The sequence below is a fragment of the Streptomyces sp. NPDC008139 genome (assembly GCF_042957025.1).
Lineage (GTDB): Bacteria > Actinomycetota > Actinomycetes > Streptomycetales > Streptomycetaceae > Actinacidiphila.
In genome coordinates, this window is record NZ_JBIBHM010000007.1 from 172831 (window position 1) to 196295 (window position 23465).

11 protein-coding genes are annotated in these 23465 nt (G+C 72.7%); 10 read left to right on the forward strand and 1 reads right to left on the reverse strand.

Going from position 1 to position 23465, the window contains the following annotated elements; all coding sequences use genetic code 11:
- Positions 1–102: 102 nt before the first annotated feature.
- The 7 genes from ACFZBB_RS16510 (at position 103) to ACFZBB_RS16540 (ending at position 7705) form a co-directional block, all read left to right on the forward strand.
- Complete coding sequence (locus tag ACFZBB_RS16510; RefSeq protein ID WP_391122610.1) at positions 103–1167, forward strand: WxL protein peptidoglycan domain-containing protein; 1065 nt, start codon at positions 103–105, stop codon at positions 1165–1167.
- A 109-nt stretch (positions 1168–1276) separates the two neighbouring features.
- Positions 1277–1804, forward strand: a complete 528-nt coding sequence (locus tag ACFZBB_RS16515) for a hypothetical protein (protein WP_391122613.1) — start codon at positions 1277–1279, stop codon at positions 1802–1804.
- 129 nt (positions 1805–1933) lie between these two features.
- Positions 1934–2299, forward strand: a complete 366-nt coding sequence (locus tag ACFZBB_RS16520) for a WXG100 family type VII secretion target (RefSeq protein ID WP_223186817.1) — start codon at positions 1934–1936, stop codon at positions 2297–2299.
- Positions 2300–2326: 27 nt separating this feature from the next.
- On the forward strand, positions 2327–2641 hold the full coding sequence (locus ACFZBB_RS16525) for a WXG100 family type VII secretion target (RefSeq protein ID WP_188281815.1): 315 nt from the start codon (positions 2327–2329) through the stop codon (positions 2639–2641).
- Between the two features lie 161 nt (positions 2642–2802).
- Complete coding sequence (locus tag ACFZBB_RS16530) at positions 2803–4149, forward strand: EsaB/YukD family protein (protein WP_391122616.1); 1347 nt, start codon at positions 2803–2805, stop codon at positions 4147–4149.
- Between the two features lie 268 nt (positions 4150–4417).
- Positions 4418–7207: a right-handed parallel beta-helix repeat-containing protein gene (locus ACFZBB_RS16535; RefSeq protein ID WP_391122619.1), complete on the forward strand. Its 2790-nt coding sequence runs from the start codon at positions 4418–4420 to the stop codon at positions 7205–7207.
- Positions 7208–7381: 174 nt separating this feature from the next.
- Positions 7382–7705 (forward strand): WXG100 family type VII secretion target, encoded by a 324-nt coding sequence (locus tag ACFZBB_RS16540; RefSeq protein WP_355344257.1) that lies wholly within the window; start codon positions 7382–7384, stop codon positions 7703–7705.
- A gap of 43 nt (positions 7706–7748) precedes the next feature.
- Here the strand turns inward: ACFZBB_RS16540 and ACFZBB_RS16545 are convergent, their stop codons facing one another.
- Complete coding sequence (locus ACFZBB_RS16545) at positions 7749–8372, reverse strand: hypothetical protein (RefSeq protein WP_391122622.1); 624 nt, start codon at positions 8370–8372, stop codon at positions 7749–7751.
- A gap of 147 nt (positions 8373–8519) precedes the next feature.
- Here ACFZBB_RS16545 and ACFZBB_RS16550 point away from each other — a divergent pair, with 147 nt between their 5' ends.
- The 3 genes from ACFZBB_RS16550 to ACFZBB_RS16560 all read left to right on the forward strand — a co-directional run bounded on the left by ACFZBB_RS16550 (position 8520) and on the right by ACFZBB_RS16560 (position 23385).
- Positions 8520–8960, forward strand: coding sequence for a WXG100 family type VII secretion target (locus tag ACFZBB_RS16550; RefSeq protein ID WP_391122625.1), 441 nt, complete (start codon positions 8520–8522; stop codon positions 8958–8960).
- A 63-nt stretch (positions 8961–9023) separates the two neighbouring features.
- Positions 9024–13406, forward strand: a complete 4383-nt coding sequence (gene eccCa / locus ACFZBB_RS16555) for a type VII secretion protein EccCa (RefSeq protein WP_391122628.1) — start codon at positions 9024–9026, stop codon at positions 13404–13406.
- A complete protein-coding gene (locus ACFZBB_RS16560; RefSeq protein ID WP_391122631.1) occupies positions 13399–23385 on the forward strand; it encodes a hypothetical protein in 9987 nt (3328 codons plus the stop codon). The genes eccCa and ACFZBB_RS16560 overlap by 8 nt, the downstream gene beginning before the upstream one ends.
- The last annotated feature ends 80 nt before the right edge of the window (positions 23386–23465 follow it).

Sequence of the window (23465 nt, forward strand, 5' to 3'; positions counted from 1 at the left end):
TGAGTGACCCCGCACCACCCGGTGGGGCAGGCGCCCGCGGGCGTCCGCCCCACCGGTTCCTCAGCTCCGACAGCTCCGACCAGAACGCCCGAGGACCCCGACATGCATGTGCCCGTGACCCGCCGGACGACCGTCGTCGCCACCTTCGTCCGTACCGCCGTCCTGGCGCTGCTCCTCGCCCTCGCGGTCACCGGTCTGTCCGCGCGACCGGCCGCCGCCGCCGAGGGCGACGTCGCCTGGACCGTACGCACCGCGTCGAACAGCTTCGGCGCCGACCGGTCCAGCTACAGCTACGCCGTCAACCCCGGCGGCAAGGTCGAGGACGCGATGGTCGTCGCCAACCGGGGCAAGGCGCCGGTCGACCTCGGCGTGTACGCCGCCGACGGCTTCACCACCGACAAGGGCCAACTCGACCTGCTGCCCGCCGACAAGAAGTCCCGCGCGATCGGCGTGTGGGCGCGCGCGGCGCACGAGCGCGTCGTGGTCCAGCCGGGCAAGACCGTCGAGGTGCCCTTCACCCTCGCCATCCCGGCCAACGCGACGCCCGGCGACTACGTGGGCGGCATCCTCACCTCGCTGACCCAGCCCGACGACGCGCAGGGCATCAACGTCGACCGGCGGCTCGGCATCAAGATCAAGCTGCGGGTCAGCGGCGCGATCAAGCCCACGCTCGCCGTCGAGGACCTGCGTGTCTCCTACGGCGGTACGGCCGCCCCCTTCTCCCAGGGCGACGCCACCGTCACCTACCGCATCCGCAACACCGGCAACGCGATCGTGTCGACCCGTCAGTCGGTCAAGCTGAAGGGCCTGTTCGGCTGGTTCGCGGTCACCGGCGGCAAGACGGCCACGCCGCCCGAGCTGCTCCCCGGCGAGAGCTGGAAGGTGAGCGTGCCCGTCCACGACGTGGCCCCCGCCGTCCGCCTCACCGCGACCGTGACCCTCACCCCGCTGTTCACCGACGCCTCCGGCTCCACCACCCAGCTCAAAACCGTCCAGTCCACGGCCCACACCTGGGCCTTCCCCTGGACCCTCACCGCCCTCGTCCTCGTCCTCCTCGCCCTGGCCGTCGCCGCCTTCCTCCTCACCCGCCGCACCCGCACCAAGCGCAAAGCCGCCGAGGACGCCCGCGTCCGCACCGCCGTAGAACAGGCCCTCCGCGAGGCGTGAGCCCTCTAGGGCAGGCGCGAGGGGCACGTTTGTCAAAATTCTTTGACAGCCGAGCGCGTTGTCAGGGAACCTTGAGGAACGTTTTTCCCGGTGCGGAGAGGGCTGAGCCATGGAGTGGGTGGACGAGACCCGGCGCCACACCGGTTATGTGACAGCGGTGTTGGCCGACGGCGCGGAACCGGCGGCGCCGCCCGAGGGCCGTAAGCCCTGGTGGTCGTACAACGGAGCGGACGGCCCCCGCGCGATCGGCGTCAAGGGCGCCTGCGAGTGCGGCTGGCGCGGCGCCGAGACCCACCCCATCATCCGGGGCGACGACGACGCCACCGAGGGCAACGACTCCCGCACCGGCCCGATGGCCGACTGGGAGTACCACGTCACCGCGACCGAAGGCGCCGTCCCCCACGACGTCGAGCAGATGCTCGCCGCCCTGCGGCGGCGCGTCGAGGAACTCTCCCGCGACCAGCCCCTCACCGCGCTGCGCGTCGTCGCCCGCCTCGAAGAGACCGCCCCCGCGCTCAGCCGCGAAGCCGTCCGCGCCGCCCGCCGCTCCCTCGTCTCCTGGGAGGCCATCGGCCGCGCCTTCGGCACCAGCCGACAGACCACCCACGCCCGCTTCGCCCGCCACCTCCCCGACTGACCGGCTCGGCCCCCCGCTCCCGACGCGTTCAGAACCTGCTCAGACTCTGCTCACTGCGGCTCGTGCGGCCCGGACCGGGCCCAAACGGTGTTTGACTGCCGGGGTATCGGGCGAGGAAGGGCGGATTCCATGGCTGACCAGCCTTCTGTGAGCGTCGGTGGTGTCACGTACCGGGTCACACCCGAGTACCTGGCCACCGCCTCCAGCAACACGATGTCCACGGCGAGCGAGATCGCCGGGCAGTTGGCGGAGCTGAAGACGTATGTGAGCAGTCTGGAAGCGAGTTGGCAGGGCATCGCCCACAACCAGTTCCAGACGCTGATGGCGGAGTACGACGTCTACGCGCGGATGCTGCACGACGCCCTGGAGGGAATCTCCAAGGGCCTCCAGGGCAACTACGTGAACTACAAGGACTCCGAGCAGCAGAACCTCAACAACCTCGCCGCGCTCGGCGAGGACCTGCCGAAGGCACCGTCCGGCACCAACTTCAACTGATCCGGGCCGCACAACGAGGAGCGATTCATGGCCGATATCGACGGCACGCCGATCTACGTCGGTGAAGGACTGGCGGCGGCGGGCGGCGTGATCAACGCCAGGGCCGGGGAGATCTCCGGCGAACTCCAGTCGCTGAAGTCGCAGTTGGCTCCGATGGTGGAGGCGTGGCGGGAGAGCCAGGCCGCCACCTACTACCAGGACATGCAGAACGAGTGGGACCTGGCGGCCGACGGCCTGTTCGGGCCCGACGGTGTGCTCGGCCGCATCGCCCAGGCGATGCATGTGAACTGGAGCAATTACAGTGACGCCGAGTGGTCCAACATCTCCACCTGGCGCCACTGAGGCCGGAACCACCGAAACCACGCGTCACAAAAACCACACGCCACCGAAACCAGGCGCCGCCGAACGCCGTCTTTGACGTCGGCGTCTCCGACCCCGGCGGCACCGACCCACCGCGGCCCGCGGACGCGCGGCCGTGAGGTCCGACACCGAAGGAAACATCCGTGCCCGATGAACGCTGCCGGGTTACCGTGGTCGGCGAACGCAGGCGGATCGACCTCGCGCTTCCGGCGCAGGCCCCGATCGCCGAGTACGTTCCCCGACTCGCCTCCCTGTGCGGGCAGTCCGAGTCCGAGGCGCTGCCGCCGGTCTGGTCGCTCGCCGAGTCGGGCGGCGCTCCGATGGCCCCCGGCGACTCGCTGTCGGCGGCGGGCATCGTGGACGGCGCCACCTTGTACCTGCGCGACCAGCGGGCGGCGGAACTGGGCGAGTTGACCGTCACCGACCTGGACGAGCAGGTCGCCAGCGCCCAGGACGACGGCGGCCTGTGGAGCTCCCGCCGCCGCGCCCAGTGCGTCGTGGGCGCGGGCCTGGTCTTCATGGTGGCCGCGGCGGCCTGGCTCGGCGCGCTGCGGCCGGCCGGCCCGTGGGCGGCGCTGTTCGCGCTCGCCGCGCTCTGCTCGGCGCTGCTCGCCTGGTACGCGGAGCGCAAGAACTGGCCACTGCCGCGCGCCGTACGGCAGTTCTTCGCGCTCGCCACCGTTCCGCTGCTGGCCTGCGTCGGCCTGGACGGACCGGTGCACGGCCCGGTCGCCACCCCCGTACTCGTCTCCGTCTTCGCCGTGCTCGGCGCGGTGATCGGGCTGGTCGCGCTGCCGTCGCCCGCCACCGTGGTGCTCAACCTGCTCACGCTGGTGGCCGCGCTGCTCACCGTGGCGCTGACCGCCTCGCACGCCGGTCTGACCGGCTCCGCCGCCGTCGTGTCCGTGGCGCTCTTCCTGACCGCGGGGCTGCTGCCCAGGGCCGCGGGTCAGATCGCGGTGCTCGTGCCCTCGGGACCCGACGTCAGCGCGCCCGCGCTGGACGACGGGACCGTGGCCGCCGTCGTCCACCGCAGCAACGCGCTGCTCACCCTGCTCAGCGTGGTGAGCGGAGTGTTCCTCGCGGCGAGCCTGCTCACCCTCAGCGCCTCCCACGACGTCTACGCCCTCGTGCTGGCGGGCTGCGTCAGCGTCGGACTGCTGCTCCAGGCCGCCACCGTACGCGTACTGAGCGCGGTGGTACCGCAGTTGGCCGCCGGGGTGCTGGGGCTCGTGGCGCTGACCGTACGGGTGCCGCTGTACGCGTTCGACTCGCGACTCGCGGGCCCGCTGGCCGCCTTCGGCGTGGGCGCCGTCCTGGTCGCCTGCGGACTGTTCCTCGCCTTCGGCGCGGCCCTGCGGCCCGTCGAGCCGGACCGCCCGACCTGGCCCGCGGCCGTCACCAGCGTGCTGTTCGTGGCCGCCGTACCGCTGGCCGCCGGGGTGTTCGGCCTCTTCGGCTGGCTGGTCGACCTGGGGAGCGGCCTGTGACCGAGCGACTCGCGGCCGAGCGGCCGGTGAGGGAACGGCCTCTGGCAGAACGGCCGTTGGCCGGGCGGCCGGTGACGGAACGGCCGGTTACCGGGCGACCGGTGAGGGAACGGTCTCTGGCAGAACGGCCGTTGACCGACCGGCCGGTGGTCGAGCGGGCGCCGTATGAGCGGCCCGCGTCCGGTCGGCCCGGGACCCGGCACGTCCGGCCCGTGACCCGCTCCTCGACCCGCCGCGTGACCCGGCGGGCGACTCCCGGGAGCGCCCGGTGAAGGCCGCCGCCCAGCGCGTGGCGCCGGGCAGTTGGGGCGGCCACCGCACCATCGCGGCGGCCGTGCGGAGCGCGGACACCGGCGCCGTCATCACCGTGCAGGCGGGCACGTACAGCGAGAGCCTGCTGCTTGACAAGGATGTCACCCTGGTCGCGAAGGGCGCCGTACGGCTGGTCGCCGTCCGCGGCCCGGCCGTCACCGTGCACGCGGGCCGCGCCGAGATCCGCGGCTTCACCCTCGTGTCCGCCGTGCCCCGCGAGGCCGCGCTGCTGGTGCGCGCGGGCGAACCGGTGCTGCGGGACTGCGAGATCACCGGCGGCCGGATCGAGGTCGCGGGCACCGCCGCCCCGCTGCTGAGCGGCTGTTCGGTACGGAATGCCGAGGGCGCGGCCGTCCGGCTGACCGGCACCAGCCGCACCACGCTGGAGAATCTGACCATCGGCGGCTGCGTCGGCGACGGCCTTGTGGTCGAGGACGAGGCGCGCGCCGAGCTGACCGACGCCCTGGTGGACGGCGCCAGCGGGCGCGGCGTCCTGCTCACGGGCGGCGCGCACGCGACGCTGACCCGCTGCGACGTACGCGGCAGCGGCGGCACCGCCGTCGTGGTCGAGGGACACGCCACCGCGGCGCTGCGCGACTGCCGCCTGCACGAGACGGGCGCCGCGGGAGTGTGGGTCCGCGAGACGGCGGGCCGCCTGACCCGCGCGGCCTCCGGCGCGGGTCACCGGCCCCTCGCCCACTCCGAGGACGCCGAACCGGCCGCGCCCGCCACCGGATCCGCCGCCCGCCCGGGCCACGACACCCCGGGCGTACGGCTGCGCGACTGCGAGATCTTCCGCACCGAGGGGGCCGGCGTACTGGCCGACGGCAGCAGCTCCGTCCTGCTCGACGGCTGCCATGTGCACCACACCACCGGCGCCGCGATCCTGGTCACGGCCGAGGCCACCGCCGAGTTGACCGGCGTGCGGGCCGTCGACTGCCAGGACACCGCGCTGGCCGTCAGCGGGGCGGGCCGGGCCACCGCGCACGACTCCACCTTCGCCCGCAGCGGCGCCAACGGCCTGTACGCGGTGGCCGAAGCGGAGGTGACACTGACCGGCTGCACCGTACGGGACACCGCGTACACCGGCGTGCACCTCGGCGGCGGGGCCCGCCTGCACGCCAGGGGCTGCACCGTCAGCGGTTCGCCCGAGTACGGCGTGCGGGTCACCGAGCGGTCCGAACTCCTCGCGGACGACTGCGAGATGACGGACGCGGGCCTGGCCGGGGTGTACGTGCAGGACGGCGACGCGGCCGTCCGCGGCTGCCGGGTGTCCGGCGGCCGGGAGGGCGTACACCTGCACACCACGCACCGCCCGCTGCTCGCGGAGTGCGAGATCACCGCCTCCGGCGAGACCGGCGTCCGGGTCGGCCGGGACACCGGCGCCCGGCTGGAGAACGTCACCGTCACCGGCAGCGGCACCGCGGGCCTGCTGCTGGAGGAGGGCAGCACGGCCGTCGTGGAGGGCGGCGCGGTCCGCGAGCCGCGCGGCAGCGGCGTCGTCGTACGCGCCGGGGCCCGGCCCCGCGTACGCGGCCTCACCGTCGAGGGCGCGGCGAAGAACGCGCTGTTCGTCGAGGAGGGCGGCGAGGGCCTGTACGAGGACTGCCACCTCACCAAGAGCCGCTTTCCCGCCGTCTACGCCGGTGCCCGCTCGCGTTTCCTGCTGCGCCGCTGCACCGTGGACGGCACCGACACCGACCTGCTGCGGGACGACGAGGCCGACGTGCGGGCCGAGGACTGCCTGGTCCAGGACGCGACCGATCCGCTGCTGCCGACCCTCGCGCCCCCGGCGGCGGGGGAGGAGGGCCGTGTCGCGGTGCCCGCCGTCGCCGGAGCGCCCCGCTCGGCCGCGGAGAAGGCCGAACAGGCCGCAGAGGAGACCGAGTCGACCGCGGAGGCGGCCCGCGCGAAGCTCGCGGAACTCCATGTGGAGCTGGACCGCCTGGTCGGCCTGGACAGCGTCAAACGCGACGTGGTCACGCTGACCAAGCTCATGCAGATGGTCAAGGTCCGCCAGGAGGCCGGGCTCGCGGCGCCGCCGCTGAGCAGGCACCTGGTCTTCGCGGGCAATCCCGGCACCGGCAAGACCACGGTGGCCCGCCTGTACGGCGGCTTCCTCGCCGCCCTCGGCCTGCTCGAACGCGGACACCTGGTCGAGGCCGACCGGGGCGACCTGGTCGGCGAGTACGTCGGCCACACCGCGCCCAAGACGACGGCGGTCTTCCGGCGCGCGCTGGGCGGGGTGCTCTTCATCGACGAGGCGTACTCCCTGGTGCCGCAGGGGCAGTTCACCGACTTCGGCTCCGAGGCCATCTCGACGCTGGTGAAGCTGATGGAGGACCACCGCGACGAGGTGGTGGTCATCGTCGCCGGATACCCGAGCGAGATGAACCGGCTGCTGGAGTCCAACGCGGGCCTGGCCTCGCGCTTCACCCGCACCCTGCTCTTCGACGACTACACCTCGGAGGAGCTGGTGCGGATCGTGGAGCACCAGGCCGTCGACCACGAGTACACCTTCGCGCCGCAGACGACGGCCGCGCTGCACGACTACTTCGCGGCCGTCCCGCGCGGCGAGCAGTTCGGCAACGGGCGCAGCGCGCGGCAGGTGTTCCAGCGGATGACCGAGCGGCACGCGTACCGCGTGGCCGAACTCGACCTGAGCGCCGTCGATCTCGCGGCGGCCGACGTGGAGTTGCTCACCACGCTGCTGCCCGCCGACCTCCCCCCGGGAGGCGCCGCTTGACCGCGCGGGCGGACGTACGCCCCGCTGCCCGGCGGGCGGACCGTACGGCGGCGGACCCGGCGCAGGACTTCGGCACAGGACCGGCACAGGACCCCGGCACAGGACTTCGGCACAGGACCGGCACAGGACCCCGGCGCAGGACTTCGGAGCGGCTGAAAGGAAGGTGACCCGCGGATGTCGGACCAACCGACCCCGGAAGAGTGGCGCGCGGACCTCGCGGCGCTGAACGACGCGATCGGCGTGGTGAAACGCGAGTCCGGCACGATCACCACCACCATGAACTCGATCGACGCCAAGGTGAAGCAGATCGGCGCCGACTGGTCCAGCCCGTCGCACGAGTCGTTCGCGGCGATGATGACGTGGTTCCACAAGGTCCAGCACGAACTGGACGAGTTGCTCAAGGACATCGCCTCGCGGATGACGACGTCGTACAACAACTACCACGACTCCGAGCACGTCAATCTGAACAACCTCAGCGACGGCGGGACCCATGGCTGAGTGCCGCCGCCGCGCACCGCGTGGGCGGTACGCGGCGGCGCGTTCAGCCCGCGGGCGGCGGCGGGAAGCGCGACTCCCGGTCGGTGTGCGCGTACACCTGCCCCGAGTGGTTGAGCAGCGCGATGTACTCGCCGAGCTTCTCCAGCGTGGAGCCGATCTGGAGCAGGGCGCGGTCCTGGGCCGGGTTCATGTCCGAGCCGAATTTCACGCCGGTCTCGGCGAACGGGTTGTCGTGCGTCTTGCCGACCGACGGGTCGTACCCGGACGAGAGCGAGGTGTGGCCCTCGCCCTCCGCGTTCTTGTCCTGGGCGCCCTGCCCGAAGACATGGCCCTTGACGGCCATGACCCGCTTGCGCAGCTCCTCGTACCGGTCGACCGCGCCGCGGGCCTCGGTGAGCATCGACTTCTCCGCGACACGCACCGCGCTCAGGTCGATCTTCAGGTCCGCCGCGGCCTCGTACGAGTTCGGGTCGGGGCCGGAACCCGAGTCGGAACCGCTGTCCGTCGGGTCGGTGTTGAAGGACGGAGGGGCGGACCAGATGACCTTGTCGGTCGGCACGAGACCGTCGAGGTTCTTGTCGTGGTCGGGGTTGGGCGTCTCCGACCCGTCCGCGGGCGGATCGGGCAGCGGAGTGGTGTCGTATTTCGAGGTGATCGGATCGGTCACGTCGTCTGCCTCGTCTCTCTCGCGCCGACCGCACGGCCGGTTCGCCAAGCATGGGGCCGGCAGGACACCGCCAGGTTTACCACTTATATGAGGAATTGTCAGCATGCTGGTGCCGCACCGGTATCCGCTTCCCGAGAAAGGCGCGTCATGGCCGATTCCGGCACCGCCGACTACGACACCTCCGTCCTCAACATCTCCCCGACGGGCCTGAAGTCCGACGCCACCGACCTGGTCACCCTCAGCAAGACCGTCCTGTCGAGCCTCACCACCATCCGGGGCCAGTTGGAGGGACTGCACGTCGCCTGGCAGGGCCAGGCCGCCTCGGACGCCGACGAGGTCAACAAGAAGTGGGTGTCGGTCATGACCGAGCTGTTCGGCACGGAGGACGACCCGCACAAGGGAGTTCTGTCCGCGCTGGCCGACGGGGTCGGCATGGCCGCGTACAACTACACCACCGCCGAGGACGGCATCGCCGACGCCTTCAAGTCGTTCCGCACGGCCTTGACCAGTGACGACGGGAAGTCCAGCGACAAGCCGCCCGCCGCGGTCACCGACCCCAACAAGACGGCGGTCACCATGGAGTTCTAGGACCGGCGCACCGCCCCCCGCCCCCTCGCCCCCACCGCCCCGACAGCCCGCTAGGCAGCCATCGTGAGTCGAATCGCCTTCCACCGCCCCGTCCGCATCACGCCCCCGCCGATGCCGGAGGGCCGGACGAAACTGGCCGGCCTGCCCCAGCGGCCACAGCCGCAGGGCGCCGCGGGCTGGCTGATGCTCCTGCTGCCCCTGCTGTCCAGCATGAGCATGGCCGCGTACATGATCGCCTACGGCAAGGCGTGGATGATCCTGCTGGGCATCGCCTTCGTCGTGGTCTCCGTGGGCATCACCATCGGCGTCCGGATGCAACTGCGCAGCCACCGCCGCCGCAACCAGTACCGGCAGCGGGAGCGGTACCTCGAGTACCTGGCCGGGGTGCGCAAGCAGGTCATGCGCTCCCAGCTCGGCCAGCGCGCCGCCGACGCCTGGCGGCACCCGCACCCGGACCGGCTCTGGGCGATTGCCACCCGCCGCCGCCGGGTGTGGGAACGCCGCCCGGGCGACGACGACTTCCTGCGCCTGCGGCTCGGCACCGGCACGGTGGCGGCGGCCGACGCGCTCCAGATGCCGGGGCAGAACGACCCGACCATCGACGTCGACACGCCCTGCCGGCACGCCGCGGCCGAACTGGTCCGCGCGCACGGCACCGTCGCCGGCCAGGCCGCCTGGCTCGACCTGCGCGCCGCGGGCGTGGTGAGCCTGCTGGGCCCGCGCGACCGCACCCGCAAGCTCGCCCAGACCCTGCTCCTCCAGCTCTCCGTACTGCACGCCCCCGACGACGTGCGGATCGCCGTCGTCACCGGCGGCAACTCCGACTGGGACTGGGCCAAGTGGCTGCCGCACGCCCAGCAGCCCGACCAGGCCCAGCGCCGCGAACAGGAAGTCGTGCCGCTGCTCGCCGACGACCTCGCCGGCCTCCAGGACCACCTTCAGGCCACCCTCGACCGGGCGGTCGCCGCCCGCGCCGAGCGCAACGCCCGCCTGATCTCCCAGCGCGACACCAGGCCCCGCAGCCATGTGGTGGTCTTCCTCGACGGATACGAGCCAGACGCGCCGTGGGCCCGCTCGGTGCTGCTGTCCGACCTGCTCACCGAAGCGGGCCCCGACCTCGGCGTGCACGTGGTGTGCCTGGTGGAGGAAGAGGGCTCCGAGCCGGGCCGGGTGGACGTACGCGCCCGCACGGACGCGCGCGGCGGCCTCGCGCTGGAAGGCCGTACGGCCGCGCTGCACGCCACGGTCGAGCAGGCCGTCGTGGACGAGGTCGCGCCCGGCGTCCTGGAGGCCACCGCCCGTTCGCTGGCCCCGCTGCGGTTGACCGGCGAACGCGAACAGGTCCTGTCGGAACACGTCTCCCTCTCCGACATGCTCGGCGTCCCCGACATCGCCCACTTCGACCCCGCCGCGCTGCGCCGCGCACCCGACGACAGGGAACTGCTCTCCGTCCCCATCGGCGTCACCGGCACCGGCGAACCGCTGACCCTGGACCTCAAGGAGTCCGCGCAGGGCGGCATCGGCCCGCACGGACTGATCGTCGGCGCCACCGGCTCCGGCAAGAGCGAACTGCTGCGCACCCTGGTCACCGGACTCGCCATGGCCCACGCGCCGGAGCACCTGGCCCTGGTCCTGGTCGACTTCAAGGGCGGCGCCACCTTCGCGGGCGTCACCGAACTGCCGCACGTCTCCGGCCTGATCACCAACCTCGCCGACGACCTCGCGCTCGTCGACCGGATGCGCGACGCGCTGCGCGGCGAACAGCAGCGCAGGCAGCGGATGCTGCGCGAGGCGGGGAACGTCGACTCCGTCCGCGAATACCAGTTGCGGCAGGCGGCGGGCGCCACCGACATCGACGGCAAGCCGCTGGAGCCGCTGCCCTATCTGCTCATCATCGTCGACGAGTTCGGCGAACTCCTCTCCCAACGCCCCGATTTCATCGACCTGTTCGTGCAGATCGGCCGGGTCGGCCGCTCACTCGGCATGCATCTGCTGCTGGCCACCCAGCGGTTGGAGGAAGGCAGGCTGCGCGGCCTGGAGTCCCACCTGTCGTACCGGATCTGCCTGCGCACCTTCAGCGCCGCCGAGTCCCGCGCCGTCATCGGCACCTCCGACGCGTACACGCTGCCCGCCATCCCCGGCTCCGCCTACCTCAAGGTGGACGAGTCGGTCTACGAACGCTTCCGCGTCGCGTACGTCTCCGCGCCCTACCAGGACCACGACGCCGACAGCGCGGGACCGGCCCTGGAACCCGTGCCCTTCGCCGTGCACGGCGACCTCGCGCCGCTCGCCGCGGAGGAGACCGAGACGCCCGGCTGGGACTGGGACCCGGAGGGCGGCTCGACCGAACTCCAGCTCGCCGTCGAGCGGTTGGCAGACAAGGACACCGCAGGCCACCAGGTGTGGCTGCCGCCGCTGCCCCCGCGCTTCACCCTCGACCCGCTGCTCGGCGAACCGGAGGCCGACCCGGAACTGGGCCTGCGCTGCGCCCTGTGGCCGTACTCCGGCGAGCTGAAGTTCCCGGTCGGCGTGCTGGACGTGCCCTCCCGGCAGGAACAGCAGCCCCTCGTACTGGACCTGGCGGGCCGTCAGGGCCACATCGCGCTGGTCGGCGCCCCGCAGAGCGGCAAGTCCACCTTCCTGCGCACCGCGATGCTCAGCGCCATGCTCACCCACACCCCCGACGAGCTCCAGTTCTACGGGATCGACATGGGCGGCGGCTCGCTGCACGGCCTCGGCGACGCACCGCACGTGGCGGGCATCGCGGGCCGCCGCGACGACGAGCGGGTCCGCAGGGTGCTGGCCGAGATCACCGGCCTGGTCACCGCGCGCGAGCAGATGTTCCGCGACCTGGGCATCCAGTCCGCCGCCGAACTGCGCGCCCGCCGCGCCTCGGGCGAAGTCCCCGACGGCGTACGGTCGGCCGACGTCGTGCTGGTGGTCGACAACCTCGCCGCCCTGCACACCACGGACGAGAACGCCGTCGTCACCCTCACCGAGATCGCCACCCGCGGCCTCGGCGTCGGCGTCCACCTCTGGCTGACCGCCAACCGCTGGGCCGAGGTACGGATCGGCCTGCGCGACAGCATCCCCGGCCGCCTCGAACTGCGGCTCAACGACCCCACCGAGTCCGAGATCAGCCGCCCCGCCGCCCGCGCGCTCGGCCAGAGCATCCCCGGCCGGGGCCTGGCCGCCGCGGGCCTGACCCACCACATCGCGCTGCCCCGGCTCGACGCCGTCGACAGCGTCGAAGGGCTCGCCGAGGCCGGGCAGGCGCTGGTGGCCCGGCTCGCCGAGAGCTGGCGGCGGCCCGCCGCCCCGGCGCTGCGCGTGCTGCCCGCGCGGATCACCGTCCGCGAGCTGACGGCCGCCGCCGCGCTGCCGCCCGCCGAACGCTGGGAGGGCCACGGCCCCGCCCTCGGCGCCCGCGAAGTGCCCATCGCCCTGCGCGAGTCCGACCAGCGCCCGGTCGGCCTCGACCTGACCGCCGACGCCCCGCACTTCGTCGTCTTCGGCGACTCCGGCTCCGGCAAGACCGCCTTCCTGCGCGCCTGGATGCGCGGCCTGGCCGCCCGGCACAGCGCGCGCGACCTGCGCTTCATGGTCGTCGACTACCGGCACAGCCTGCTGGGCACCGTGCCCGACGAGTACATCGGCGCCCGCGGTGGCAACGCCGACCTGGTCGCGGCCCAGGCACAGGCCCTCGCCGAGACGCTGCGGACCCGGATGCCCCCCGCCGACGTCACCGCCACCCAACTCGCCGCGCGCGACTGGTGGCACGGCCCCGAGCTGTACGTCGTCGCCGACGACTACGACCTGGCCGCAGGCACCATGGGCCACGGTCCGCTCGCCGCGCTCGCCGAATTCATTCCCCAGGCCGCCGAGTTGGGCTTCCACCTCGTGCTCGCCCGCCGCGTCGGCGGTGCCAGCCGCGCCCTGCTGTCCGACCCCCTGCTGAGCAAGCTCAAGGAGATCGGCACCGACGGGCTGCTGCTGTCCGGCGACCACCGCGAGGGCGTCCTGATCGGCGACCAGCGCGCCTACCGGCGTCAGCCGGGCCGCGGCACGCTGATCCGCCGCAGCTCCGCCGTCCCCGCCGTCGTCCAGGTCGCCATCGACGAGCTGAGCGAAGAGGCCCCGGAGGGAAGGGTCCCTGGCGGAAGGGTCCCTGGCGGAACGGGCCTTGGCGGAACGGCCCCTGGCGAAACGGCCCTTCGCGAAGGCGGCGAGCCGGTGCGCGTACCGGGTCCCGCCGTCGAGCCGGTGCCCGCCGGTGTCGTGGCGGGGCACGGCGACGACCCGGGTTCCCCCGAACCCGCCGCCGGGCAGCCCGACGTGGCCCGGTACGTCACGGGACCGGTGACCCGCCTGGGCGGCGGCCCCGAGAACAGCACCCGTCCGAGTAGCAGCGGTACGCCCGAGGAAAGCGGCCCCGACCATGGCTGACGCGGATTCCGTACTCAACACCATCAAGCTCGACGACATCTACGAACTGGGCAACGCCTGGATCCGGATGGGCGACGACCTCCACGAGCGCAAGGTCGCCGTCAACGGCTACGTCGCCGAGCTCGGCATGACCGGCAAAGCCGGCGACGAAGCGCGCCTGGCCTGGCAGGAGGGCGTCGCCCCGACCATCGACAGCGCCGCCGAGACCGCCTGGACCATCGGCCAGACGATCAACCGCTACGCCGACGAACTGCACAAGGCCGCGGCGGAGTACGCGAAGAAGCTCAACGCCGCGATGTGGGCCGACATCCTCGGCGCCCTGCTCGGCGCCGTGTTCTTCGCCCTCGGCCCGCTGCTCAGCGGACTGCTCGCCATGATCGGCCAGTTGCTGGCCCGGCTGATCCCGATCATGGCCCAGATGGCCGCCCGGATCGGCACGGTGGCCACCGCGGTCATCGAGATCACCGGCAGCGCCGTCATCGGCGCCGCGTCCAACCTCGCCTTCGACATCGCCGTCGGCAAGATCGGCGCGGACATCGCCGGTACCGACTACGAGGTCGACTGGAGCATGGAGGCGTGGAGCCTGGGCATCGGCGGTGCCTTCGGCGGCATCAGCGGCGGGCTCGGGGCCTTCCACTACACCCCGCGTCCGGGAAAGCCGGGCTCCGGCCCCAAGACCGGCGCCCCGCCGCCCGTCTCACCTCCGCCTCCCACGCCGATCGGCGGCAAACCGCTGGGCGGCGGCGGTGGCGGCGGCGGGAAGTCCCCGATCGGTCCGCCCCCGTCGCGGATCGGCGGCGGCGGCCACTCGACGCCGATCACCGACGGATCGGGCAAGGGCGGCCCCGCCCCCGGCTCGGGACCGATCGTCACCAAGAACTCCTCCGGCGGCGAGTTCAGCGGCACCAACAGCGGACCCGGCGGCGGCCACCACAGCAGCGACGTCGGCGCGCCCGCCCCCAAGGGCGGCGACTCTTCCGGGGGTTCGAAGGACCCCGGCAGGACGCTGGGCGGTCCGCCGGCCAATCCGTACGGGGTGAAGACGCGTCCGGTCGGCGACGGGGGTTCGAACGGCTCGTCGGGCTCGTCTGGTTCATCGGGTTCGTCGGGCAAGGGCGAGTCCGATCACGGCAGGACGCTGGGCGCGCCGCCCGCCAATCCGCACGGGGTGAAGTCCCGCCCGTACGGTGACGGCGGTTCGAACGGGTCGTCGGGCTCTTCGGGCAAGGGCGACGGCTCACCGGGGGGTGCGAAGGACCCGGGCAGGACGCTGGGCGCTCCGCCCGGCAACCCGCACGGCGTGAAGGATCGCCCGTACGGCGAGAGTTCCGGCGATTCGAGCGGGTCCAACGGGTCCAAGGGGCCCGGCGGGTCGTCCAAGCCGCTGAGCCCCAACCCGATGGACAATCCGGGCAGGCGGCTGGGCGGTCCCGGCGAGAATCCGTTCCCCGGCCCCGGCACGAAGGCCGAGGGCGGCGGCCCGGTCAGGGCGCAGCCGACCGGGCCCGGTTACGACTACCCGGCGACCAGTTCCCACGGCCGTCCCGACGGGTCGGGCTCCGGCAACCCGATGGACGGGCCGGGGCACCGCCTCGGCGGTGGCAAGCCGGACCCCAACAGCGTCTGGAAGGAGCCGAATCCGGACGCGCCGGGCAACAACGGTCCGTCGAAGGCCCAGCCGACCGGGCCTGGTTACGACTATCCGGCGACCAGTTCCCACGGCCGCTCCGACGGATCGTCCGGATCGGGCACCGAAGGGAAGCCCGGCGGGCCGGGCGGGTCGAATCCGATGGACGGGCCGGGGCACCGCCTCGGCGGCGACAAGCCGGACCCCAACAGCCCCTGGAAGGAGCCGGGTTCGGGCAACCGCGGCGGTGGTCCGCGCGACAACGGATCGACGGCGCCGCCCGCGCCGAAGGCCCCGGCGCCTACGGGTCCCGGCCATGACCAGCCCGCGACGCTCGGCGACAAGCCGGGCGGGCGGCAGAACGGCGGCGACGCGGCGGGCTCGGGCGGTGGCGGCAATCTGCGGTCCAACCAGGGCAACAGCAGCCACACGCAGATCGAGACCGCGCCGACACCGCACGAGCCCGGTTCCGGCACGAACTCCGGCTCCGGCAGGGGCAGTCACTCCGAGGGCGGCCAGAGCGCGCCGCCGCCCCGGAAGGAGACGGCGGAGACCGCACGGCCTCCGGGCGAGGCTCCGCCGACCCCGGTGGCCCCCGCGCCCAAACCGCCGGTGCCCTCCGGCAAGGAGGGCGGGAACCCGCAGGGAGGGAATTCCCAGGGCGGGAACCCGCAGGGAGGCAACCACCAGAGCGGAAATCCGCAGGGAGGGAATTCCCAGGGCGGGAATTCCCAGGGCGGGACCTCCGAGGGCGGGACATCGAAGCCCCCGGCTTCGAGCGGCACCGGCCCCGACCCGATGGCGAATCCCGGCCGGACGCTGGGCGACGGGAAGCCGGTGCCGGCCAGGGAGCCGCGTTCGGGTGGTTCTTCCGAGTCGTCGCCGGTGCCGTTGAGTCCGAATCCGATGGACAATCCGGGGCGTCGGTTGGGTGGTCCGGGTGAGAATCCCTTCCCCGCGCCGGAGACGAAGCCGCAGGGTTCCGGCGGCCCGGAGTTGCACTCCGACCCGATGGCGAATCCCGGCCGGACGCTGGGCGATGGGAAGCCGGTGCCGGGCACGGAGCCGCGTTCGGGTGGTTCTTCTGAGTCGTCGCCGGTGCCGTTGAGTCCGAATCCGATGGACAATCCGGGGCGTCGGTTGGGTGGTCCGGGTGAGAATCCGTTCCCCGCGCCGGAGACGAAGCCGCAGGGTTCCGGCGGGTCGCAGTTGCACTCCGACCCGATGGCGAACCCCGGCCGGACGCTGGGCGGCGCAAAGCCCGCGCCGGATTCGGGCTGGAAGGAGCCGGGTCGGGGCGGATCGTCCGGGACGTCATCCGGGACGTCATCCGGGACGTCGTCCAAGCCTGTCAGCTCCGATCCGATGGAGAATCCGGGACACCGCCTGGGCGGCGGCATCCCGGACCCGAACGGCCTGTGGAAGCCGCCCGGTTCAGGCAACCGGGGCGACGGCTCGCACGGGGGCGGACCGAAGCTGCCGCCCGCGCCGAAGCAGCCGACGCGTAAGGGTCCCGGTTACGACGGTCCGGCGACGCTCGACGACGTACCGGGCGGCCGGTCGAACTCCGGCAGCGGGAGTTCGGGCGACGGCCCCGGCAATCTGCGGTCCAACCAGGGCAGCAGCAGCCACACGCAGATCGAGACGGCGCCGCCGCCGCACGGGCCCGGTTCCGGTAAGGACTCCGGTTCCGGAAAGGGCAGTCGGCCCGACGGCGGCCAGACCGTACCGCCGGTCGGCAAGGAACCCCCGGCCGCCGCACCGCACACGAAGGAGGCCCCGCCGACCACGGTGGCCCCCGAGCCCAAGTCGCCCGCGCCCTCCGGCAAGGAGGGCAAGCAGCCCCAGAGCGGCAAGTCGACGTCGGAGACCACCACCGAGCCGGCCCCCGCCTCGTCGGACAAGGGCAAGGGCAAGGAGCCCGCGACGGACGGGGGCAAGGGCAAAGGCAAAGAGCCCGCCACGGACGGGGGCAAGGGCAAGGAGCCCGCGACCGACGAGGGCAAGGGCAAAGGCAAGGAGCCCGCGTCGGAAGAGGCTCCGCCCTCGGAGCACGTGCCGCCGGGCGAACAGCCGCATGAGCAGGACGGATCGGGCCACGGTCCCGGCCTGAGCGAATTCGACAAGGTGATCCTGGCGCACGAGATCAACCGCGAATTGCACCGGCTCGATCCACGCCGCCCTCCGGTCCGCCCCGGGGACGTGGACGAGCTGCACGCCCAACTGCCCGACTGGCGGCGGCGCATGCCGTTGCGGCCACGCGGTGAGGCGATCGCGCAGACGATGGTGACGGGCAAGCCGCTGTCGCTCCCCGGCGGGTCCTCGCATTCGGGTTCGGGAGGATATTCCAGGACGTCCGTCTTCACCGACCCGAGGGAGCAGAGCAGGCTGCCGGTCTCGTCCTCCGGGCGCCGGTCGAGCCGGCGGTCCTATCCTTCCCCCGGGTCGGTCCAGCGGCCTGGCCTGCTGTCCTACCCCTCCTCCGGGCTCGGCCGCCGACCGGTCGGGCCGCCCGCCCCCGCGCCGAGGAGGCAGCCCAGCAGCTCTGGGTCGCGCGGGCAGTCGTACGCCCCGCCGCCGTCGGGATCGAGCCGACAGCCGTACCCGCCGCCGAGTTCGAGCCGACCGCGCACCCCCGCCTCTGACATCAGGGATGTGGAGATGACGGACGCGCCGCCCCCCATCCTTACGCCGCGCCCGCCCCACGCGCCGCCCCGGCAGTACGCCCCCTTCTACGCGCCGACCGCGACGGTCCGGCCCCACGGCATCTCCGACGGCCATTGGCACGACATCCTGGAGGCCCAGCGGATCTCCGAGCGTTGGCACACCGATTACTACCGGCGGATGGGCCTTCAAGAGGAGGCGATCCGCCAGAACCTGCGGAATCAGGGAATTCCGGTCTCTCCGCACGACACATTGCCGTTCGAGCCGCTGCCGCGTGAGATCGAGTTGCTGAACTTCGGTCATGAGGTCTTCGCCGACGTACGCCGCATTCTCCACGGGGGTCAGTCGAATCAGGCGTCCTCGGTCGCGGCGACGGGCGGGGCGCTCCAGATTCGCCTTTCCCTGGCCCGGCAGGTCGCTCCCCGGGAGCAACCCAGAAATACCATGGAACAACTGGGGCAGAGCGCGGCCACGGCATCCATCACCGGCACGGGCAACTGCGGTGAGCACGCGGCCTTGACCTACACGCTCGTGAACCGGCACAGGCTGCCCGACGGCATGCGTATCTGGCACGTGCCTCTGAATCTGCACTGGGGTGAACGCGGCGACAACCCCGTCGCCCCGTACACCGACCATGTGTTCATCGCGGTCGGCTATCCCGAGCGGCCTCGTAACATCGTCATGCTCGACCCGTGGGAGGTGAACGCGACTCCGATTTTCGCCGGGGACCCCGCTTTCCGCTTCCCGTTCCTGGTCGGTCCGCGCAATGCGCCGTCGATCAACCCGCGGGCCATTCTTCTGCCGAATGACGGAATCGACTACCTGGCCATCGGCCATCGTCAGATCGGGCACGAAGTCCACGACATCATGGATTTCACCGGTACGCCTCTCCCCGCCAGCCAGTACCGGGGGGTGTACAACATGTATCAGGACTTCGCCATGCCGGCGCCCGTCCGGAACATGTATCCGGCCGGGCCCGCGTGGGACGCCTATTTCGCGCACCGGCACCCCCAGCAGCCCGGCTTGATCCGGCCGGGTGGTTCGTCGGGGCAGCCGTCGGGCTTGATCCGGCCGGGTGGTCCGTCGGGGCAGCCGTCGGGCCTGATCCGGCCGAGCGGTTCGTCGAGTCGGCCGAGCAGCTCTTCGGGTCGACCGGCCGGGCCGTCGCGTCAGCCGAGCGGCATGTCGCGTCAGCCGAGCGGTTCTTCGCGTCAGTCCAGCGGCTCACCACGTCAGCCGAGCGGCATGTCGCGTCAGCCCAGCGGTTCTTCACGGCGGCCGAGCGGCTCGTCGCGTCGGCCGAGCATGCCGTGGGATCAGCCGGGTGGGCCGGCCCGTACGTTGGGCGGTTCGCCGGACACGGGGATCGATCCGATCCGGGAGCAGTGGGGCATCGGGCGGGTCGTCACGCTGGCGGAGCCGCGCTCCGACACGGGTCTGGTGCGCGGTCCTGCCCCGGAGACCGGTCCGCGTACGACCGGTCGACCTGGTGAGTTCGTGGTGTTCGACCTGCCGCTTCCTCCGGCCGACACGCCTTCGTCGTCACGGCCGTTGGGGTACGAGGTCGATCCGGGCGGCTGGATCAGGCTGCCGGACGGCACCGTGCTGTCACCTCATGGCTGGGTCAGCTTCGGGGACGACTTCATCCACACCCCGACCGGCGTGATCATGCACGGCGACAGCGGCTGGATCGGCGAGGTCGGCAACATCGAGCAGATCGCCGAGACGTGGCACCACTTCGACCCGTCCGCGGCCCCTCACCTGCCGGTGCCCTCCGGCGACGGCCTGCACATGGTGCCGGTACACCCCGGCGACCAGGCGGTGCACATCCCGCTGCGGCCCCGTACCGACTCGGAGACGCACGCGGCGGCCCCGATCGCGCCCCCCGGCTCCGAGACGCCGCGGCCCCGTGGCCCCGTGCCGACCGGCGCATCGGGCACGGCGGGCACATCCGGTTCACCGGGTCCGTCCGCCAAGGGCAAGGAGCGCGCGACGGAGGGGACTTCCGGCTGGGACGAGACGCCCGCGGCGGCCTGGGCGCCCGTCGCCCGGCCGATGGTGGCGACGCCGTCCGCCGCGCCGTCGCCTCCGGCGCAGGGGACGTCCGGCCACGGTTCCGACCTGAGTGAATTCGACCAGGTGGTCCTGGCCCAGGACATCAACACGGAGCTGCACCGGCTGGACGCGACGCATCCGCCGGTGACGGTGGCCGATGTGCCGGAGCTGCACGCGCAGTTGCCCGACTGGCGGCAGCGTATGCCGCTGCGGCCGCGTGGCCAGGCCATCGCGCAGATGATCGTGACCGGTCGTCCGATGTCGCTCCCGGGCGGGTCATCGTCGTATTCGGGTTCGGGAGGGTATTCCAGGACCTCCGTCTACTCCGATCCGAGGGAGGAGAGCAGGCCGCCGGTGTCGTCATCCGGTCGCCGGTCGAGCCGCCGGTCCTATCCCTCTTCCGGGTCGATCGCCCGGACGGGCGTGTTGTCCTACCCCTCCTCCGGGTTCACCCGCCGACCGAGCAGGGAGTCCTCCTTCGCCGAGCCGAGCAGGCAGCAGTACCCCTCGTCGGGATCGAGCAGGCAGCAGTATCCGCCGTCCGCCGGATCGAGCCGACAGCCGTATCCGCCCTCCGCGGGGTCCAGTCGGCCGCCGTACCCGCCCTCCGCGGGGTCGAGTCGGCCGCCGTACCCGCCGACCGCGGGGTCGAGCAGGCAGCCGTATCCGCCGTCGGCGGGGCCCAGTCGGCCGCCTTCGCGCTCCTTCGAGCCGGAGGACGTGGTGATGGCGGACGCGCCGCCCTCGCCCCGTCTGCCGAGCTGGCAGCCCGCCCCCTTCTACGTACCGACCGCGACGGCTCCGCCGCCCGGCATGGCGCCCGAGCAGTGGTTCGCCATCGAGCAGCTCAACCGTCAGTCCGTGCAGTGGCACACCAACTACTACGCGCAGCGGGACGCGGCCGAGGCGGCGAGTCGCGGCGGACGGCGGGTGGGGATGGGTGACCCCCTTCCGCCCGACATGCTCCCGTCGGAGCCTTTGCAGAACGAGCTGTGGCTGATGGACCTCGGCCATGAGATCTTCGCCGGCGTACGCGAGATCCTGCACGGGGGCCAGTCGAATCAGGCGTCCTCGGTCGCGGCGACGGGCGGGGCGCTCCTGGTGCGCAACCACCTGGCCCGTCAGGTTCCTCGCGTTCAACCCCGCAATATCCAGGAGTCGTTGGGGCAGAGCGCGGCCCAGGCGTCTCTCGTCAACACCGGCAACTGCGGTGAGCACGCGGCCCTGACCTACGTCCTCCTGAACCGGAGGCAGCTGCCCCCGGGGATGCGGATCTGGCACGTGCCGCTCAACCTCCACCCGGGCGAACACCCGTTGCACGCCATCGCGCCGTACACCGACCACGTGTTCATCGCGGTCGGCTATCCCGAGCGGCCTCGTAACATCGTCCTGCTCGACCCGTGGGAGGTGAACGCGACTCCGATCTTCGCCGGAGACCCCGCATTCCCCTTCCCGTTCCTGGTCGGTCCGCGCAACGCGCCGTCGATCACCCCGAGGGCCGTTCCGCTCCCGCACGACGGGGTGGACTACCTGAACGTCGGTCTCAGCCAGATCGACACGGGCGCGATCCTCAACATCATGGACTTCACCGGCACGCCTGTCGCGGCCAGTCAGTACGAGGGCTTGTACAACATGTACCAGGACCTCGCGATGCCGTCGCCCGTCCGGAACATGTATCCGCCCGGGCACGCTTGGGACGTCTACTTCGCGCACAGGCACCCTCGAATGCCGGGCTCGAACCGGCCGATTGGCGGTTCGTCAGGTCGGCCGGGAGGGCCTTCGAGCCGGCCGGGAGGTTCGTCGCGGCGGCCGAGCGTGTCCTTGAGCCAGCCGGGCGGTCTGTCGCGCCGGTCCAGCGTGTCCTCGGGGCGGCCGAGCGGGCTGTCGCGGCAGCCGAGCGGTATGTCGGGACAGCCCAGCGGGTCTTCGAGCCGGCCCAGCGGGTCTTGGGACCGTCCGAGCGGGTCTTGGGACCGTCCGAGCGGGACTTCGGGTCGACCGAGCGGGTCGTCGAGCCGACCGAGCGGGTCGTCGGGTCGGCCGGGAAGTGCGGCGGGGCGGCCGAGTGGCTCCTGGGATCTGCCGGGCAACCGGTGGGGAGCGCGGGGCGGTTCGCCGGACACGGGGATCGATCCGATCCGGGAGCAGTGGGGCATCGGGCGTGTGGTCACGCTGATGGAGCCGCGCTCCGATACGGGTCTGGCGCGGGTTCCTGCTCCTGCGGCGGGTCCGCGTACGGCCGACGGGCCCGGCGAGTTCGCGGTGTTCGACCTGCCGCTGCCTCCGGCCGACACGCCTTCGTCGTCACGGCCGTTGGGGTACGAGGTCGATCCGGGCGGCTGGATCAGGCTGCCGGACGGCACTGTCCTGTCTCCGGGTGGCTGGGTCAGCTTCGGGGACGACTTCATCCACACCCCGACCGGCGTGATCATGTACGGGGACAGCGGCTGGATCGGCGAGGTCGGGAACATCGAGCAGGTCGCCGAGGTATGGGACGAGCTCGATCCGTCCGCGGCCGCGTACGTGCCGGTGCTCTCCGACGACGGCCTGCACATGGTGCCGGCCCTGCCGGGAGACGAGGCGGTCCACGTTCCCGTGACGCCTCGTACCGGCACCTCTTCCGCGGCGCCGCGCGTGCGGGCGGGCGCGGACGTCCCGCCGGGGAAGGGCAAGGAGCCTGCTACGGATCAGGCCCCGGCGGCGGGCGAGGTCCCTGTCACGTACGAGGCTCCTGTCACGGAACAGCCGCCCGTGTCCCGTCCGGTACCGGTCGAAGCCGTGGCACCGGCGGTACCGGCGACGCCCGTGGCCGTACGTCCGTCGCACGCCGCCCCCGAACTCCCGTCCCCCGAATTCCCGTCCCCCGAACTCCCTTCCCCCGCACGCTCGCAGGAGGACGGGCTGGCCGAGCGCGGGCTGGCACCGCTGTACATCCTCGACCAAGGGGACGCGGTGACACACGCGTTGACCGCCGTCGCGCCGGTGGAGAGCGGACGGCTCGTGGGGCACGGACGGCCCGCCGGGTCGCAGGAGTTGCGGGACGCCCTGGCCGACGCGCTCGTAGCCGACGCGCAACGGCCGCCGGGGGAACGGCGGTTGTGGCCGGCGCTCACGGGTCTGACCGCCCCTGGACGGACGGCGCCGCTCGTCGGCTCCGAGGAAGCGGCCGTCGAAGCCGTACGTACGGGGACCGGGTCCGATGACGCGGACTGGCTCGTGCTCGCGGTGGCCGCACCCGTGCTCGGGCTCCGGGTCACCGTACTGACGCCGGACGGAACCCCCTGGATGACAGGACCGGACGACGGCCGCCCCGTCCTGCTCTTCCAGCAGACGGACCCCGCTCCGTACACCGCGCGGTGGGCGGCGACCGAGCCCGTCGACGCCGTACCGGAGCAGCGGCCCGTACCGCCCGTACAGCCGCTGTCGGCACAGGGGTTGGCCCAGGCGCAGGCCCCGGTGCCCTCGGCACCCGACCGGCACGTGGCGGCCACCGTCCCGTCCTCGCCCCCGTCCGCGCCGCTGCGATTCGGCTTCGGCACGTCCAGCGGCCCGCGGCACCGGGGCGCCTCCGGCGGGGAACCGGCGCCCGAGGTCTTCTTCGGCTCCGAACCGCGCCCGGCCACGAGGCGGTGAGGGCGAGAGGGCCGATCGCCCCAGACACCTCGGCGGATCCGGTGCCCGCACCGGCACCGGATCCGCGAGAGGAACCGCGG